This window comes from Martinezella sp. CNPSo 3957, from assembly GCF_057784395.1.
In genome coordinates this window covers 16,207-32,312 of sequence record NZ_JBXSOU010000017.1, presented here as the reverse complement: position 1 = coordinate 32,312, position 16,106 = coordinate 16,207, and the positions used below count along the sequence as shown (strand labels likewise).

Sequence of the window (16,106 nt, the reverse complement as noted above, 5' to 3'; positions counted from 1 at the left end):
AGGACAAAGGCCTATCCCCTCTCCGGGCCTTTGTCCCTCTTTCATGAGCCGCCATGGCGTCCCCTCCAGGCCATGGCGGCTTTTTCATATCAAAAAATGCAACCTATAAAGGTGAAAAAATCACCTGAGTTGCTTATTTCAGAGGGGATCTACCCGAAGAATTGCTGATTGTCTTGCTTCTGAATTATGGGCATATTTGCAATCATGGGATTTAATCGGATGGACTCCGCCGCCTACCTTGCCAGTCAGATGGCGAAGGGATTCGCTCGCTCGCTACAACAACGCGCGGCGACGCTCGGCTTTTCCCCCGGTCAGTTTCCGATCCTGCTGGAATTGTGGTCCGAGGACGGGCTGACGCAAAAGCAGCTGCTCGAGAGGATCGACATCGAACAGGCGACGATGGCCAATACGCTGTCGCGCATGGAACGGGACGGCCTGGTGGAACGCCGCCCGCACCCTTCGGACAAGCGGGCGCAACTGGTCTTCCTGACGAACAAGGCCGCGGCCATGCAGGCGGAAGCGATCGAGGCCGCCATGGCCGCCGATACGGATCTTCTCAAGGATTTCCGGCAATTCGAACGCGAGCTGCTGCTGGAATATATCCGGCGCGTGCTGGAGAATGCCAGGCAGCTTTAGAGCAATCCCAGGAAACGCATGCAGCGGTTTTCCGCAAAGCCACTTCATACGTTTGCGCAGCGCGCCTCAGCCCTGGCCGACCACCCTATTCAAAGCCGATTGGAACTGGCTCGGCCCGACATCGGGCTTGCCGAAGAATATCCCCTGAAGCTGGGCGCAGCCTTCCTCGATGACGATGCGGCGCTGGGTTTCCGTTTCGACCCCTTCCGTGACGACAGGCATATTTAGGCTGTGACCGAGGCCGATGATGGCACGGACGATCGAGCGAGCTGCGGGATCGTGTTCGAGGGCGCCGGTGAAGCTGCGGTCGACCTTGATCTTGTCGAATGGGAAGGCACGCAGATTGCTGAGCGAGGAAAAGCCGGTGCCGAAATCATCCATGACCACGCGAACGCCGAGGCGATGCAGCCGCTGCAATGTCGCTATCACAGTCGTTCGTTCGCGCATCAGCGCCGCCTCCGTGATTTCCAGTTCGAGGCGCTGCGGATCGAGGCCGGTTTTGCGCAGGATACGTTCGATCTGGTCGTAGAGGGTCGGGATCATGAATTGCAGCGGCGAGAGGTTGACTGCGACATTCGCAGGCTCGCTCCAGCGCGTCGCCTCCTGGCAGGCCTGCTGCAGCACCCATTCACCGATCGCAACGATTGATCCACTTTCCTCGGCAATGGGAATAAACGTCTCTGGATCAATCACGCCTCGATCCGGATGCGCCCAGCGTAACAGCGCCTCATAACCGCTGACACCGTCGCTGCCGACATCGTAGATCGGCTGATATTCCAGGAAGAGCTGACGGCGCAGAATGGCTTGACGCAGATCGTTCTCAAGCTGGCGACGGGTGCGCACGGCCTTGTCCATTTCGGCATCGAAGAAGCAGGCGTGGCCCCGGCCCGCATGCTTGGCGCGATAAAGCGCCATATCCGCATTGGCGTAAAGCTGCTCGGCGCTCGTGCCATCACGCGGATAGATGGCGATGCCGATGCTGACGCCGACGGCCGTCGGATCGCGGGCGGTATCCATCTCCATGCCAAATTCCGAAAGAACGCGTTCGGCAAGACGCGTGGCCCCCTCGGGCTGCTGACGCCTGGGCTGGATAATGGCGAATTCGTCGCCGCCGAGCCTTGCCACCGTATCGCCCTCCTCGATCGCACGCTGCAGGATGCCGGCAACCTTGCAGAGGATGCGATCGCCTTCCGCATGGCCGAAGACGTCGTTGATGGCCTTGAAGCGGTCGAGATCCAGACAGAAGATGGCGACTTCCCCGCCCCTGCGGTTGGCCACCTGCAGCGCTTGACGCATGCGCTGGTCGAACAGCGAGCGATTGGGCAGATCCGTCAATATATCATGGTGCGCCAGATGCTCGATCATCTGCTGCGCCTGACGCCGCTCGGTCAGGTCGCGCACGACCAATACGCTGCATTCGTGGCCGCGATAGGTGATGGAGCGACGCACGGTTTCGACGGGGATCGCGTTGCCATCATAGCCGGACAGCGTTGTCTCCAGTGGAATGGCGGCATCACTTTGGGCATCTATGTCGATCGCCAGGAAGGTTTCTGGCGAGGCACCGACCACCTGCTGCTGCGACCATCCGGAAATGGCGAAAAATCGCTCGTTGGCATCGATAACCCGGCCGTCACGGATGATGAGCAGGCCTTCGAGCGAAGCGTTGGCGAAGCCGCGAAGGTCGGTCAGATGACGATCGATGAAGATGGCGCCCAGAGCGATGAGAATCAGACCCATCGCAGCAGCCATGACGATGCCTGCGAGGATGCTTCGATCCATGGCGAGGGCGGGCCCCGGCATCCCAATTTCGGGCGTCAGCGTCACGCCGCTCATCGCGGTGAAATGCAGGGAGCAAATCGCAAGCAACAACAGAAGAGCGCCGACTATGATGCGACTGAAGCCACGAAGGCTGCGAAATACCAGGAAAGCCAGTGAAGAGAAGACGCCACCGATCGCGACTGAAGCGACGACGCGCGGTATATCGAAGGAGAGCTTTGCCGAGGCCTCGATGGCCTGCATGCCCGTGAAGTGCATGGCGGCTATTCCAAATGCCATCAGCATGCCCCCGACTGTAAAGGAAGCGCGATTGTCCCATTCGAAGGCAACGGCAATCGCGAGCCATGAACCGACGATGGCAAAGACCACCGAAAGCGCGGTCAGCGAAACGCCGTAGGAGATGGGAAGGTTGCTCTCATAGGCGAGCATGGCGATGAAATGCGTCGCCCAGATACCGACACCGCTTGCAAAGGCCGCTGCCGCAATCCAGTAGCGCCGCTGATGCGACCCGCATTCCTGCGCACGCGAAAAAAGAAGCATGGTGGCAAGGCTACCGATGAGGCAGATGGCTGCCGCCACGAGAATAAGCCTGAAGTCATGAGCGTCGCGAATACATGCAATCACTGAAAACATTACGCGTCTCCAGAATACTCTTCTGGATTGACGTTATTTCTAATAATCTAAAAAACTTGTAAACTACATGCGCAACTAATCACATAAGAGCAGGCTCCCGTCGAAAGAGGCAAGCTACGGTAAATTTTCGGTTTTAACGCCTCGAAACCGGCTGGCCTTTGGTCTATCGTCGCTCCAAATCTCATGTAAGGAGTCGGATATGACCGATCTATCGCCCGTTCTCGACCGCGCCGATCAGAACCTTCCCTCCAGCCTCGACAACCTTTTCGAGCTGCTGCGCATCAAGTCCATTTCGACGGACCCGGACTACAAGCCGGAATGCCGCAAGGCAGCTGAATGGCTGGTCACCTATCTGAACTCGCTCGGCTTCAAGGCCTCCGTGCGCGATACGCCCGGCCATCCTATGGTGGTCGCCCATCACGATGCCGGCACCGCCGATGCACCGCATGTTCTGTTCTACGGCCACTACGACGTGCAGCCTGTTGATCCGCTCGAGCTCTGGGAAAGCGATCCCTTCGCTCCCGCCATCAAGGACTTGGGCAATGGCCGCAAGGTCCTGACCGGCCGCGGCACGTCCGACGACAAAGGGCAGCTGATGACCTTCGTCGAGGCGGTGCGCGCCTACAAGGAAACGAGGGGCGCACTGCCGGTGCGCATCACCATCCTCTTCGAAGGCGAAGAGGAATCCGGCTCGCCCTCGCTCAAGCCCTTCCTTGAAGCCAATGCTGCCGAGCTGAAGGCGGACTTTGCCCTTGTCTGCGATACCGGCATGTGGGACGGCGATACGCCGGCGATTTCGGCAGGCCTGCGCGGCCTCGTGGGCGAGGAAATCGTCATCACCGCTGCTGACCGCGACCTGCATTCGGGCCTTTTCGGCGGCGCTGCCACCAATCCGATCCACATTCTGACCGACATCCTTGCCGGACTGCATGACGAAACGGGGCGCATAACGCTTCCCGGCTTCTATGAAGGCGTCGAGGAAACGCCTGCTAATATCAAGGCTTCCTGGGAGAAGCTCGGCATGACGGCCGAAAAATTCCTCGGCGAAGTCGGCCTGTCGATCCCCTCGGGCGAGAAGGGCCGGTCCGTGATGGAACTCACCTGGGCGCGGCCGACGGCGGAAGTAAACGGCATTTGGGGTGGCTATACCGGCGCCGGCTTCAAGACGGTGATTGCCGCCAAGGCATCGGCGAAGGTCTCCTTCCGCCTCGTCGGCCAGCAGAATCCGGCGGCGATCCGCGAGAGCTTCCGCGCCTATGTGCGCTCCAAGATCCCTGGAGATTGCTCGGTGGAGTTTCATGAGCATGGCGGCTCGCCGGCCATCCAGCTTTCCTACGATTCGCCGGTATTGACCAAGGCGAAGATGGCGCTTTCCAACGAGTGGCCGAAACCAGCCCTCATCATCGGCATGGGCGGCTCGATCCCGATCGTCGGCGACTTCCAGAAGATGCTCGGCATGGAATCGCTGCTCGTCGGTTTCGGCCTCTCCGACGACCGCATCCATTCGCCGAACGAGAAATACGAGCTGCGCTCCTATCACAAGGGCATTCGTTCCTGGATCCGCATCCTTGATGCGCTAGCCAGCTAAGCGATCCGCGGGACGAACATCGCTTGCGCGCGTCCCGCGACCATCCCGCCAGGGCGGCAGGAAACGCCGCCGTGCCATTTCGCTGCGACCGATGAGATAGAATATGGGAATCTGGATCGATACCGATATGGGATTCGATGATATCGCTGCCATTCTGGTGGTGGCGCATTCGGATCTCGTCATCGATGGCGTTTCGCTCGTCAGCGGCAATGCACCCCTATCTCACGTTAAGGCCAATGCGGCGAGCGCTGCCGCCGTCTTCAACTGGACCTTTCCGATCCATACGGGCCGCGAGCTGCCCGTTCTCCGCAAGCTGGAAACGGCGCAGAACATTCTCGGCCAGACCGGCATTCCGACCACAGGCAGAAGCCTGCCGCCGGCCGATCCACTTCCATTCAGCGACGCATTTACCGCGCTATGCGACTGGCTTTCCGACAGCGACGGGCCGAAGCGCATCCTGGCGCTCGGGCCGCTCACGAATATTGCCGCTTTGGCGTTGGCACGGCCGGATCTCGCCGCCCGCATCGACGAGATGACCTGGATGGGCGGCGGGGTCACTGCGGGCAATCACACGGCATCGGCTGAGTTCAACGCCTTTGCCGATCCCGAGGCGCTCGCCATTGTGTTGGCGCATGCCCTGCCGTTGCGCATGATCGATCTCGACATTTGTCGCAAGGTCTTGGCCTGGCCGGAGGATGTCGCCCGCATCCGTGAGAATGGCAGCGAAAAGGCGCAGCTGCTCGCGGATCTACTAGAGGGCTATGTGAACATCGCCATCAGCCGCGGCAGACCCGCCATGGCGATCTACGATCCAACAGCGGCCGCCATTTTCGTCGAACCTGACATCGCCACCCTTCGGCATGCCCGGATCGATGCGGAATTGCATGGACAGCATACGCGTGGGCGCACCGTCGTCGAAACGCGCGCCTCGCATGGGCAATTCAATGCCCATTTCGCCGCGGAGATCGACGCCGAAAGGGCACGCCGGATCATATTCGACGCATTGCTGCGAGAGGCTGAACGCTGAGAAGTGGCGGCAACAGAGGGATACCGCGGTAACGGACGTTGAGACCTGCCTCAGCCCTCTCCCAATTCCTGCTCGACCAATGTCGTCCAGAAAGCCACACCCGAGGCGATTGCTTCATCGTTGAAATCATAGGCCGTATTGTGATGCAGGGCGCCGTCAACGGCCGGGCCATTGCCGAGCCAAACATAGCAGCCGGGAGCGTTCTGGCCGAAGAAGGCGAAGTCGTCGCCGGCTGTCGATGGCGGGAAGCGGGTCCGCACATTCTCGCCAAAAACAACCGTCGCAGCCTTCAGCGCCCGCGCCGTGGCATCGGCATTGTTGACGACGGGCGGGATGCGGCGCTCGAACTGATAATCGACGGCAATGTTGAACATGGCTGCAGTCCCATGCGCCAGGCGTCCGATCTCCTCTTCCAGCTGATCGCGGACCTCCGGCGTATAGGCGCGCGCCGTGCCGCCGATCTCGACCGTATCTGGTATCACGTTCAGCGCCTTGGGATCGCCCGCCTGCAGCGAGCAGGCACTGACGACGGCCGGCTGCAGCGGATCGACGACGCGGCCGACGATGGTTTGCAACGCGGAAAGGAAGGTCGCCGCCGCCGTGATCGGGTCCTTGCCGAGATGCGGTTTGGCGCCGTGGGTGCCGGTGCCTCGGAAGGTGATGCGCCAGCTATCCGATGAAGCAAGCTGCGGCCCTTCGACAACCGCCATCTCGTCGACCGCAAGACCGGGCATATTGTGAAGCCCGTAGACGGCATCGCAGGGAAACAGATCGAAAAGGCCATCTTCCACCATGCGCCTGGCGCCACCACGACCTTCTTCCGCCGGCTGAAAGATGAAATGCACCGTGCCGGAAAAACCGCGCTTGGCGGCTAGATGACGGGCGGCACCGAGCAGCATGGTCGTATGGCCATCGTGCCCGCAGGCATGCATCTTGCCCGGGATCGTGGATTTATAGGGACGATTGGCCTTTTCCGGCATGGCGAGCGCATCCATGTCGGCGCGAAGGCCGATACGGTGCGTGCCGTTGCCGACTTGCAGCGTGCCGACAACACCGGTTTTGCCGAGGCCGCGATGCACGGTCAGTCCTGCTTCCTCCAGCAAGGTGGCAACGATGCCGCTGGTGCGCTCCTCCTCGAAGCCGAGTTCTGGATGCGCATGAAGATTGCGGCGGAGCGAGGTGAGGAAAGGCAGATCCGGCTCGATCTCATGGGGAAAAGACATGAAGAGATTCCTTCGGCATGGGGCACGATGATGCGTGCCTAAAGCGCACCGCGATCCTTCGCTTCTTGCGCTTTAGGACGTTGATTTGACGCATGTCGTTGTCGCAAAACCGCTGCACACTTTTGCGCGTCATGCTTTATCCTCCCCAAAGCGTCGCCTGCTTCAACTCGAATTAACGCTCAGCTATCGAGCCTGTCGAATACATGTGCCTTTCCGATGACGCTCACCGAAACCATGCTGCCGACCTCGGGTAGGCCGAAGCCGGAACTCTTGATATTCAGTGTCTCGGAGCCGTTGGACAGCACGACCGTAACAGCGCAGACGGCGCCGCCGAACTCGATTTCGGTCACCTTGCCGATGCAGGCAGCACCCGCGCCGGCTTCATCGATCGCCCGGAGGCGCAATTGCTCCGGCCGCAACATGATATCAGTGCGACCCTGCCGGTTCCCGGCATCGACCAGGATCTGCCCCAGGACACATTTGGCCAGACCTTGATCGAGATCGGCCGCCAATATGATGGCATCGCCGAGGAAGAGTGCCGTCTCGCGATCCCTCGGATTGAGATAGAGCGCCTGCGGCGTGCCGGCCTGTATGAGCCTGCCCTCGCGCAGGACAGCAACCTGATCGGCGAAGGACAGGGCCTCCGCCTGATCATGCGTCACAAGGACCGCCGTGATGCCGGCGATCTGCAGCACGCGGGCGACGGCCTTGCGCATGTTTTCGCGCAAGCCGGTATCGAGGGCGGAGAAAGGCTCGTCGAGCAGCATCAGCCGCGGCTTGCGGCCGAGCGCGCGGGCAAGCGCCACGCGCTGCTGCTGGCCGCCGGAGAGCTGATGCGGGCGGCGATCGAGCATATCGCGATCGAGTTCGACCATGTCGATGAGGGCGTTGATGCGCTGGTCGCGGTCGCGCGCGCCGCGCTCCATGCCGAAACCGATATTCTCCGATACGCTCAGATGCGGAAACAGGGCGCCATCCTGAGAGACAATGCCGATGCCGCGCCGATGCGCGGGTACGATGGCCTCTCCATCCGCCAGTGTTTCGCCCTGAAGCACTACCTGACCGGCATCGGGAGTTTCGAAGCCGGCGATGATCCGCAGCAGCGTCGTCTTGCCGGAGCCGGAGGGGCCGACGATGGCCGTGCGGCTGCCGGCAGCTATCGTGAGGTCGATATTGTCGAGCGCCTGCACGGGACCATAGCGCTTGCTGATATTCTTGATCGCCAGAAAGGTCATTGTCCGGCCGTTCGCTTTGATTGCGTGTAGAGAAGAAGGGTGAGCGGCAGCGACAGGACGACCATCATGAAGGCGTAGGGCGCTGCGGAAACATAGTCGATCTCGCTGGTCAGCGACCAGAATTTCGTCGCCAGCGTTTCCGTACCGTTTGGAGAGAGCATCAGCGTCGCCGTCAGCTCGTTGGTGATGCCGAGCGCGACGAGCGCGACGCTGGCGGCAAAGCCGGGAGCGGCAAGCCGCATGGTGATCTGCCGCACCGCCTGCGCCGGCGTACGGCCGAGCGCCATGGCGGCGCGCTCGAGTTCGACTGGTGCCTGAGCGATGCTGGCACGTAGACCGACCATGGCGCGCGGCAGGAACAGCAGCACATAGGCGAGCAGAAGGGTGGCGAACGTCTGATAGAGCGGCAGGACAAGCCGGACGGTGATCGACACCAGGGCCAGGGCGACGACGACGCCCGGCAGCGAGCCGACATAATAATGGCAGGCTTCGAGAATGCGCTGCAGCCGGCCGGGCGCGCGTACCGACAGCCATGCCATCGGGGTCGCTGCGATGGTGGCGAGGAGGCCGCCGGCGATCGCGAGAAGAATGGTCTGCAGCAGGGCCGAGCCGACCGTGTCGATCCGCCAGACACCTGCGCCGCCGAGATAAAGCCAGCGCGCCAGGGTGACGAAGGGAACACCGAGCGTCAATGCGGCGGTGACGATGGGCAGCGCGACCGCGGGAACGACGAACCAGCCGAGACGGCGCCGATCGGCCGGCCGGGCGGCACCCGAGCCGATGCGGGCATAGCGTTCGTTGCCGCGCACCAATACCTCGATGCCGAGAAGCAGCAGGCAGCAGAAGACGAGGACGCCGCCGAGCATATTGGCGGCCGGACTGTTATAGGCGGACTGGAACTGGTCGACGATGGCGGTCGAGAAGGTGTCGAAGCGGATCATCACGTAGAGACCGTATTCCGCCAGGAGATGCAGGCCGATCAGCAGCGAGCCGCCGCAGATGGCGAGGCGAAGCTGCGGCAGGATCGCCCGGAAGAAGACCCGCCAGGGGCCGAGGCCGAGCGAGGCTGCGGCATCCTCGATCGCCGGATCGAGCCGGCGCAGCGCTGCCGCGACCGGTAGATAAAGAAAGGGAAAATAGGCAAGCACCGATACCAGCACGCCGCTCCAGAGCCCGCGCATGCTCGGCACGAGGCTGACCCAGGCGTAGCTGTGCACGAAGGCGGGTACGGCAAGCGGTGCGGCCGCCAGCCAGGACCAGAGACGCGCGCCGGGGATATCGGTGCGTTCGGTCAGCCAGGCGAGCGTCACTGCCAGCAGGATGGAAAGCGGAATGGTGCAGACTTCGAGCAGGACGGTATTGACGAGCAGATCGCCGACGCGGCTACGGAAAATCAGAGCAACGACTTCTGTCCAGCCAGTGTCGATCGTGATCCAGACGATGAAGCCGAGCGGCACCAGGCTCAGAAGCGCGACGACGGATGCAAGGGCGACGACGGATGCGTGCCGAACGCGGCTACGGGGAGCAGCCGTCAACGGGGGCATTCGCATGGCGGCGGCCTCGCCGGCATATGTGTTCTTCTGCAGCAAATCCGAGCTGCCTTTCACGCCCTGAAATAGGAAGGCAACCGCCGCTGACGGCGGTTGCCCGATCGATCGACCCTGCGGCCATTCGTATGCCCTAGCAGGGCAGGCGGACGGGATGCAAGAGCCGAGCCCACGCGAAGGCCCGCGAAACGTGCTCGCGCGCGGGCTTTTGCGTTAGATGAGACCCGCTTCTGTCATCAGGTCGGTGACCTTCTTGCTGTTCAGCTTCGAAGGTTCAACTTTCGGAGCCTGGAGGTCGGAGAGCGGCACGAGCTTCGGATTGGAAGCCTCGCCATTGCCGACGGCATATTCAAACGAGTTGCCATCGCGCAGGACGGCCTGGCCGCCCTTGCCGGTGATCCACTTCAGGAAAGCCTGTGCTTCCTTCTGGTGCTGGCTGGACGCCAGAACGCCGCCGCCGGAAATGCTGACGAAGGCACCCGGATCCTGGTTCTTGAAATAGTGCAGCGAGACATTCTTGCTGTTTTCGCCGGTCTTGGCCTGATCGCCGAACCAGTAATAGTGATAGATGACAGCGCCTTCGGTCTCGCCGGCATTGACGGCCTTCATCGCGACGCTGTTGCCCTTGTAGAAGCTCGCATTTTCCTTCATCGCCTTCAGCCAGGCGCGGGTTGCGTCCTCGCCCTTCAGCTCAAGCAGCGCACTGACGATCGCCTGGAAATCGGCGCCGGCCGGCGAAGCACCCCAACGGCCCTTCCACTTGGGATCGGCGAGATCGAGGAGCGATTTCGGCAGATCGGCTTCCTTCAGCTTGGTCTTGTCATAGGCGAAAACGGTGGAACGGGCGGCGACGCCGACCCAGTTGCCATCGGCTGCCTTGAAGGTTTCCGGCACCTGGGCGAGTGTCGCGGCATCGACCGGAGCGAAGAGCTTGTTGGCATCGACCAGAGCCATGCCCGGCGAGTTTTCCGTCAGATAAACGTCTGCCGGAGAGGCAGCGCCTTCCTGGACGATCTGGTTGGCAAACTGCATATCGCTGCCGTTGCGGATCGTGACCTTGATGCCGGTTTCCTTAGTGAAGCCATCCGCCCATGCCTGCGTCAGCGTCTCATGCTGGGCATTGTAGACGACGATGCCATCGGATTCGGCGGCATGCGCCATCATCGGAGCGACGGCAAGACCTGCGGCAAGCGCCAGCGCGCTGGTGAGATGAGAAAAGGAAAAAGTCATTAAGTCCTCTCGCTTGGAAGCCACCGTCATCGGGCAGCGATGCGGTAGCCTATATTTTTCCTGACCGTTTTTTTCAAGTTTACGGTGGTGCCTGCTTATCACAAAAGTTTGATAATGGGAGTCAAGATTTCATCTTCGACCGTCGCGAAGCCTGACAGGCACGATCGGAACAAAAAAGCTCGCCTTGCGGCCGAACCCCGGTCAGGAATGTACTGGCGGATCGCTCCTCATCGCTCAAGCATTGGGCAAAAACGAAAGGCCGCGGCATCTGCATGCCGCGGCCTTTCGCTGAATTCGAAGATCCGTCTCAGTTGTCTCGCGTCTCCAGCGTCTTACTGAAGAAGATTGCGACCAGCGTGCAGACGACGCCCGACAGCAGATAGAGACTGGTGTAGACGAGGCCGAACTGGCTGGAGAGGGCAAGCGCCACGAATGGCGCGAAGCCGGCACCGATCAGCCAGGACAGATCCGACACAAGGGCCGAGCCGCTGTAGCGGTAGTTCTGGCTGAAGCGCGAGGCACTCGCGCCGGCGGCCTGACCGAAGGAGAGGCCGAGCAGCGTGAAGCCGAGGACCACATAGATGTGGCGGCCGGTCGCGCCGCCATCCAGCAGCCAGGGTGCCACGAAAGCGAAGCAGGCGATCAACACCGCGCCGATTGCGAGCTGATTGCGGCGGCCGATCCGATCGGCGAGCATACCGGAACAGATGATGCCGAGAATGCCGCAGATCGCGCCGAGGAATTCCACCAGCAGGAACGAACCCGAACTCTGCTCGCTGTAGAGCGTAACCCAGCCCAGCGGGAAAACCGTGACCAGATGAAAGGTCGCAAAGCTTGCCAGCGGCACGAAGGCGCCGATCAGGACGTCGCGGCCATGCACGCGCAGCAGCTCCGTCATCTTCACGGGCTCGAGCTCATGGCGCTCCAAGAGCGTGCCGAATTCCTCTGTCGCCACCAGACGCAGGCGAGCGAAGAGCGCGACGACGTTGACGGCGAAGGCGCAGAAGAAGGGATAGCGCCAGCCCCAATCCAGGAAGTCCGCCGTCGTGAGGCTTGTGACGAAATAGGCAAACAGAGCGCTTGCCAGCATGAAGCCAATCGGGGCACCGAGCTGCGGGATCATCGCATACCAGCCGCGATGGTTCGTCGGGGCATTGAGCGCGAGGAGCGAAGCAAGACCATCCCAGGCACCGCCCAGTGCAAGCCCCTGCCCGATGCGGAAGATGGCGAGCAGGATGATCGCGTAGACGCCGACTTCGGAATAGCCGGGCAGGAAGCTCATGGATGCCGTGGACCCGCCGAGCAAAAACAGGGCGATCGTCAGCTTGACGCCACGGCCATAGGTGCGATCGATCGCCATGAATATGAACGAGCCGATCGGACGGGCGATGAAAGCAAGCGCGAAGACCAGGAAGGAAAGCATCGTGCCATGCAGCGGGTCTGCGAAGGGGAAGATCAGCTTCGGGAAGACCAGTACGGATGCAATGGCATAGACGAAGAAATCGAAGAATTCGGACGTGCGACCAATGATCACGCCGATGGCGATGTTGCCGGGGGCGACCGAGCCGCCCGCATGCATGCTGCGGGCATCGCTCTCCAGAGTTGAAGATGTGGGGTTCAGTGATTCATGCGTTACGCTGACCATGCGCGGGAGCCTCCCTCTCCGAGCACGAATTCCTCCACGAACTCGCGCGTAATGAAAATGTCGATCAAACGTGCGAACATATCAAGTATCCAGCATGAAATAATTCGCAAATTAGCAATCAGTCGAGCCATTATCTGCCTTTGGCGCCGCGTTCCGGACGAAGAACAACCGCCGGTGATAGCCATTTGTTCCGATCCGGGTATATTAGCGCCGGCAAAAGCGAATTGCTCAATAGAAAACCTTCTGGATTTCTGAGGGTTTTCCCGATACGTGGGACAGCATTCCATACCGCAATGCACTCTATCTTGCTGCGGTGCGACGAAACACCTCATATCGTTCATGACCGCCGTCCTTTAGTCGCGGTAGGGTCGAAACAAAAAGAGCTTTAAGACGTGCTAAGACTATCGAAGATTTTCAGCCGTTTGTCTGTCATCCCACTGTTTTTGCTGCTGTCGGGCTGCAATCTGGTGGTGATGGATCCTTCCGGCGATATCGCCATGCAGCAGCGAGACCTCATCATCATTTCGGTCGTGCTGATGCTGATCATCATCATTCCGGTGATCTTCCTGACGCTGTTCTTCGCCTGGAGATACCGCCAGTCGAACACGCAAGCGACCTACGAGCCGGATTGGCATCATTCGACACGTCTGGAGCTGGTCATCTGGTCCGCTCCGCTTGCGATCATCATCGCGCTCGGCGCAGTGACCTGGATCAGCACGCATCAGCTCGACCCCTATCGGCCGCTCGACCGCATTGCCGCCGACAAGCCGCTCAGCGCCGACGTGAAGCCGCTGACGGTCGAAGTGGTCGCGCTCGACTGGAAATGGCTCTTCTTCTATCCGGAATACGGCATCGCCACCGTCAACGAGATGGCAGCTCCGGTCGACCGTCCGATCAATTTCAAGATCACGGCCTCGGCCGTCATGAACTCCTTCTTCATCCCGGCGCTGGCAGGCCAGATCTACGCCATGCCGGGCATGGAGACGAAGCTTCACGCCGTCATCAACCATCCCGGCGAATTCCAGGGCCTGTCGGCAAACTATAGCGGCGCCGGCTTCTCGAACATGCGCTTCAAGTTCCACGGTTTGGATCAGGCCGGTTTCGATCAATGGGTCCAGAAGGCAAAGAGCCAGGGCACAGCGCTCGGCCGCCCGGAATATCTGGCGCTTGCCAAGCCCAGCGAACGCGAGCCGGTACGCTACTTCAATGCCGTCGACGACGGGCTCTACAACGCCATCCTCAACATGTGCGCCGATCCGAGCAAGATGTGCATGAGCGAGATGATGCATATCGACGCCACGGGCGGCGGCGGCAAGGAAAGCCACGAAAACCGCGAGCGCCTGATCTATGACAACCGCGACGGCGCCTCGGCCGAGGTCACCCCGGTCAAGGCAGACGGCGGCGCCGGCCACACCATGCAGCATGGCGACAACTCCATGCCGGGCATGGATATGGGCAACGGCTCTTCTTCCGATTCGTCGACCGGTTCGGCGCAGCATCAGGGTCATTGATCCGGTGCGCTCAATAACAAGATATTCATAAGGGACAGAGGCAATCCATGTTTTCCAACCCGGACCTCTACAAATTCATCTTCGGTCGGCTGACGCTCGACTCCATTCCGTATCACGAGCCGATCCTCGTCGTGACCTTCCTCGGCGTCGCCATCGGTGGTATCGCGCTCCTCGGCCTGCTGACCTATTTCCGCCTCTGGGGCTATCTCTGGAAGGAATGGTTCACCAGCATCGATCACAAGAAGATCGGCATCATGTATGTCGTGCTGGCGCTGATCATGCTGCTGCGCGGTTTTTCCGACGCGCTGCTGATGCGTCTGCAGCAGGCAATCGCCTTCAACGGATCCGAGGGCTATCTGCCGCCGCATCACTACGACCAGATCTTCACCGCCCACGGCGTCATCATGATCTTCTTCGTGGCGATGCCCTTCGTCACCGGTCTGATGAACCTCGTCGTGCCGCTGCAGATCGGCGCCCGCGACGTGTCCTTCCCGTTCCTGAACAACTTCTCGTTTTGGATGACGACGGCGGGCGCGATCGTGATCATGATCTCGCTCTTCATCGGCGAATTCGCCAAGACCGGCTGGCTGGCCTATCCGCCGCTTTCCGGCATCGCCTATAGTCCCGACGTCGGCGTCGACTATTACATCTGGGGCCTGCAGGTCGCGGGTATCGGAACGACGCTTTCGGGCATCAACCTGATCGCCACCATCGTCAAGATGCGCGCGCCGGGCATGACCTTCATGAAGATGCCAGTCTTCACCTGGACCTCGCTCTGCACCAACATCCTGATCGTTGCATCCTTCCCGATCCTGACCGCCACGCTCGCTCTGCTGACCCTCGACCGTTATGCCGGCACGAACTTCTTCACGAACGACCTCGGCGGCAATCCGATGATGTATGTCAACCTCATCTGGATCTGGGGTCACCCTGAAGTCTACATCCTGATCCTGCCGGCCTTCGGCGTCTTCTCGGAAGTCGTCGCCACCTTCTGCGGCAAGCGCCTCTTCGGCTACGCCTCGATGGTTTACGCCACGTGCGTGATCATGATCCTCTCCTACCTCGTCTGGCTGCACCACTTCTTCACGATGGGCTCGGGCGCCAGCGTCAACTCCTTCTTCGGCATCACGACGATGATCATCTCGATCCCGACGGGTGCGAAGCTCTTCAACTGGCTGTTCACGATGTATCACGGCCGCATCCGCTACGAGCCGCCGATGCTGTGGACCGTCGGTTTCATGGTGACCTTCACCATCGGTGGCATGACCGGCGTCATGCTCGCGGTTCCGCCGGCCGACTTCGTGCTGCACAACTCGCTGTTCCTGATCGCCCACTTCCATAACGTGATCATCGGCGGCGTTCTGTTCGGCATGTTCGCGGGCGTCAACTACTGGTTCCCGAAGGCCTTCGGCTTCAAGCTCGACCCCTTCTGGGGCAAGATGAGCTTCTGGTTCTGGCAGATCGGCTTCTGGTTCGCCTTCATGCCGCTCTATATCCTCGGCCTGATGGGCGTCACCCGTCGCGTCAGCCAGTTCGACGATCCGTCGCTTCAGATCTGGTTCATCATCGCCGCCTTCGGCGCCGGCCTCATCGCCATCGGCATCGCCTGCTTCCTGATCCAGCTCGCCGTCAGCTTCATGAAGCGCGAAGAGCTTCGCGATCACACCGGCGACCCCTGGGGCGGCCGCACGCTGGAATGGTCCACCTCGTCGCCGCCACCGGCCTACAACTTCGCCTTCACGCCGATCGTCTACGATCACGATGCGTGGTGGGACATGAAGAACCGTGGCTACGTTCGGCCGACCGAAGGCTTCATTCCGATCCACATGCCGAAGAACACCGGCACCGGCATCATCCTCGGCGTGCTCTCCATCGGCTTTGCATTCGGGATGATCTGGTACATGTGGTGGCTCGCCGCCATCACCTTCGTCGCGATGATCGTCATCACGATCGGCCATACCTTCAACTACAAGCGCGACTACCACATTCCCGCCGACGAGGTCGTCAAGACCGAGAACGAGCGTACGAAGCAGCTCGCAGGACAGGTGTAAGACT

The 16,106-nt window shown here is 60.9% G+C and carries 11 protein-coding genes; 5 read left to right on the top strand and 6 right to left on the bottom strand.

Annotated features, from left to right (window positions below; translation table 11 throughout):
* The first annotated feature begins 219 nt into the window (after positions 1–219).
* The gene (locus tag AC13QE_RS27695) at positions 220–636 is read left to right on the top strand and encodes a MarR family winged helix-turn-helix transcriptional regulator (protein WP_112338499.1); all 417 of its coding nucleotides are present in this window, start codon (positions 220–222) and stop codon (positions 634–636) included.
* Positions 637–702: 66 nt separating this feature from the next.
* Here the strand turns inward: AC13QE_RS27695 and AC13QE_RS27690 are convergent, their stop codons facing one another.
* Positions 703–3,045 carry a bifunctional diguanylate cyclase/phosphodiesterase gene (locus AC13QE_RS27690; protein WP_488486123.1) on the bottom strand — a complete coding sequence of 781 codons (2,343 nt, stop codon included), beginning with the start codon at positions 3,043–3,045 and terminating at the stop codon, positions 703–705.
* A 199-nt stretch (positions 3,046–3,244) separates the two neighbouring features.
* Between AC13QE_RS27690 and AC13QE_RS27685 the strand changes: the two genes are divergently transcribed.
* A complete protein-coding gene (locus tag AC13QE_RS27685) occupies positions 3,245–4,633 on the top strand; it encodes a M20/M25/M40 family metallo-hydrolase (protein WP_488486122.1) in 1,389 nt (462 codons plus the stop codon).
* A 103-nt stretch (positions 4,634–4,736) separates the two neighbouring features.
* Positions 4,737–5,660, top strand: a complete 924-nt coding sequence (locus AC13QE_RS27680) for a nucleoside hydrolase (protein ID WP_488486121.1) — start codon at positions 4,737–4,739, stop codon at positions 5,658–5,660.
* Positions 5,661–5,710: 50 nt separating this feature from the next.
* On the opposite strand, the gene AC13QE_RS27675 is transcribed toward AC13QE_RS27680, so the two are convergent.
* The 5 genes from AC13QE_RS27675 to AC13QE_RS27655 all read right to left on the bottom strand — a co-directional run bounded on the left by AC13QE_RS27675 (position 5,711) and on the right by AC13QE_RS27655 (position 12,540).
* Positions 5,711–6,883, bottom strand: coding sequence for a M20 aminoacylase family protein (locus AC13QE_RS27675; protein ID WP_488486120.1), 1,173 nt, complete (start codon positions 6,881–6,883; stop codon positions 5,711–5,713).
* 179 nt (positions 6,884–7,062) lie between these two features.
* Positions 7,063–8,118: an ABC transporter ATP-binding protein gene (locus AC13QE_RS27670; RefSeq protein ID WP_488486119.1), complete on the bottom strand. Its 1,056-nt coding sequence runs from the start codon at positions 8,116–8,118 to the stop codon at positions 7,063–7,065.
* Positions 8,115–9,668 (bottom strand): ABC transporter permease, encoded by a 1,554-nt coding sequence (locus AC13QE_RS27665; protein ID WP_488486188.1) that lies wholly within the window; start codon positions 9,666–9,668, stop codon positions 8,115–8,117. Before AC13QE_RS27665 ends, AC13QE_RS27670 begins: the two co-directional genes overlap by 4 nt.
* Positions 9,669–9,878: 210 nt before the next feature.
* Entirely contained in the window at positions 9,879–10,895 is a 1,017-nt protein-coding gene (locus tag AC13QE_RS27660) for an iron ABC transporter substrate-binding protein (RefSeq protein ID WP_015338342.1), read from the bottom strand.
* Positions 10,896–11,202: 307 nt separating this feature from the next.
* On the bottom strand, positions 11,203–12,540 hold the full coding sequence (locus AC13QE_RS27655) for an MFS transporter (RefSeq protein ID WP_488486118.1): 1,338 nt from the start codon (positions 12,538–12,540) through the stop codon (positions 11,203–11,205).
* Between the two features lie 392 nt (positions 12,541–12,932).
* Here AC13QE_RS27655 and cyoA point away from each other — a divergent pair, with 392 nt between their 5' ends.
* Complete coding sequence (gene cyoA, locus AC13QE_RS27650) at positions 12,933–14,051, top strand: ubiquinol oxidase subunit II (RefSeq protein ID WP_488486117.1); 1,119 nt, start codon at positions 12,933–12,935, stop codon at positions 14,049–14,051.
* A gap of 47 nt (positions 14,052–14,098) precedes the next feature.
* Positions 14,099–16,102 (top strand): cytochrome o ubiquinol oxidase subunit I, encoded by a 2,004-nt coding sequence (cyoB, locus tag AC13QE_RS27645; protein ID WP_075856461.1) that lies wholly within the window; start codon positions 14,099–14,101, stop codon positions 16,100–16,102.
* The last annotated feature ends 4 nt before the right edge of the window (positions 16,103–16,106 follow it).

Bases quoted from the DNA above. Each gene is read 5' to 3' on its own strand.
- AC13QE_RS27695 (WP_112338499.1), top strand. From the start codon at position 220: ATGGACTCCGCCGCCTACCTTGCCAGTCAGATGGCGAAGGGATTCGCT.
- AC13QE_RS27690 (WP_488486123.1), bottom strand. From the start codon at position 3,045: ATGTTTTCAGTGATTGCATGTATTCGCGACGCTCATGACTTCAGGCTT.
- AC13QE_RS27685 (WP_488486122.1), top strand. From the start codon at position 3,245: ATGACCGATCTATCGCCCGTTCTCGACCGCGCCGATCAGAACCTTCCC.
- AC13QE_RS27680 (WP_488486121.1), top strand. From the start codon at position 4,737: ATGGGAATCTGGATCGATACCGATATGGGATTCGATGATATCGCTGCC.
- AC13QE_RS27675 (WP_488486120.1), bottom strand. From the start codon at position 6,883: ATGTCTTTTCCCCATGAGATCGAGCCGGATCTGCCTTTCCTCACCTCG.
- AC13QE_RS27670 (WP_488486119.1), bottom strand. From the start codon at position 8,118: ATGACCTTTCTGGCGATCAAGAATATCAGCAAGCGCTATGGTCCCGTG.
- AC13QE_RS27665 (WP_488486188.1), bottom strand. From the start codon at position 9,668: ATGCGAATGCCCCCGTTGACGGCTGCTCCCCGTAGCCGCGTTCGGCAC.
- AC13QE_RS27660 (WP_015338342.1), bottom strand. From the start codon at position 10,895: ATGACTTTTTCCTTTTCTCATCTCACCAGCGCGCTGGCGCTTGCCGCA.
- AC13QE_RS27655 (WP_488486118.1), bottom strand. From the start codon at position 12,540: ATGGTCAGCGTAACGCATGAATCACTGAACCCCACATCTTCAACTCTG.
- cyoB (WP_075856461.1), top strand. From the start codon at position 14,099: ATGTTTTCCAACCCGGACCTCTACAAATTCATCTTCGGTCGGCTGACG.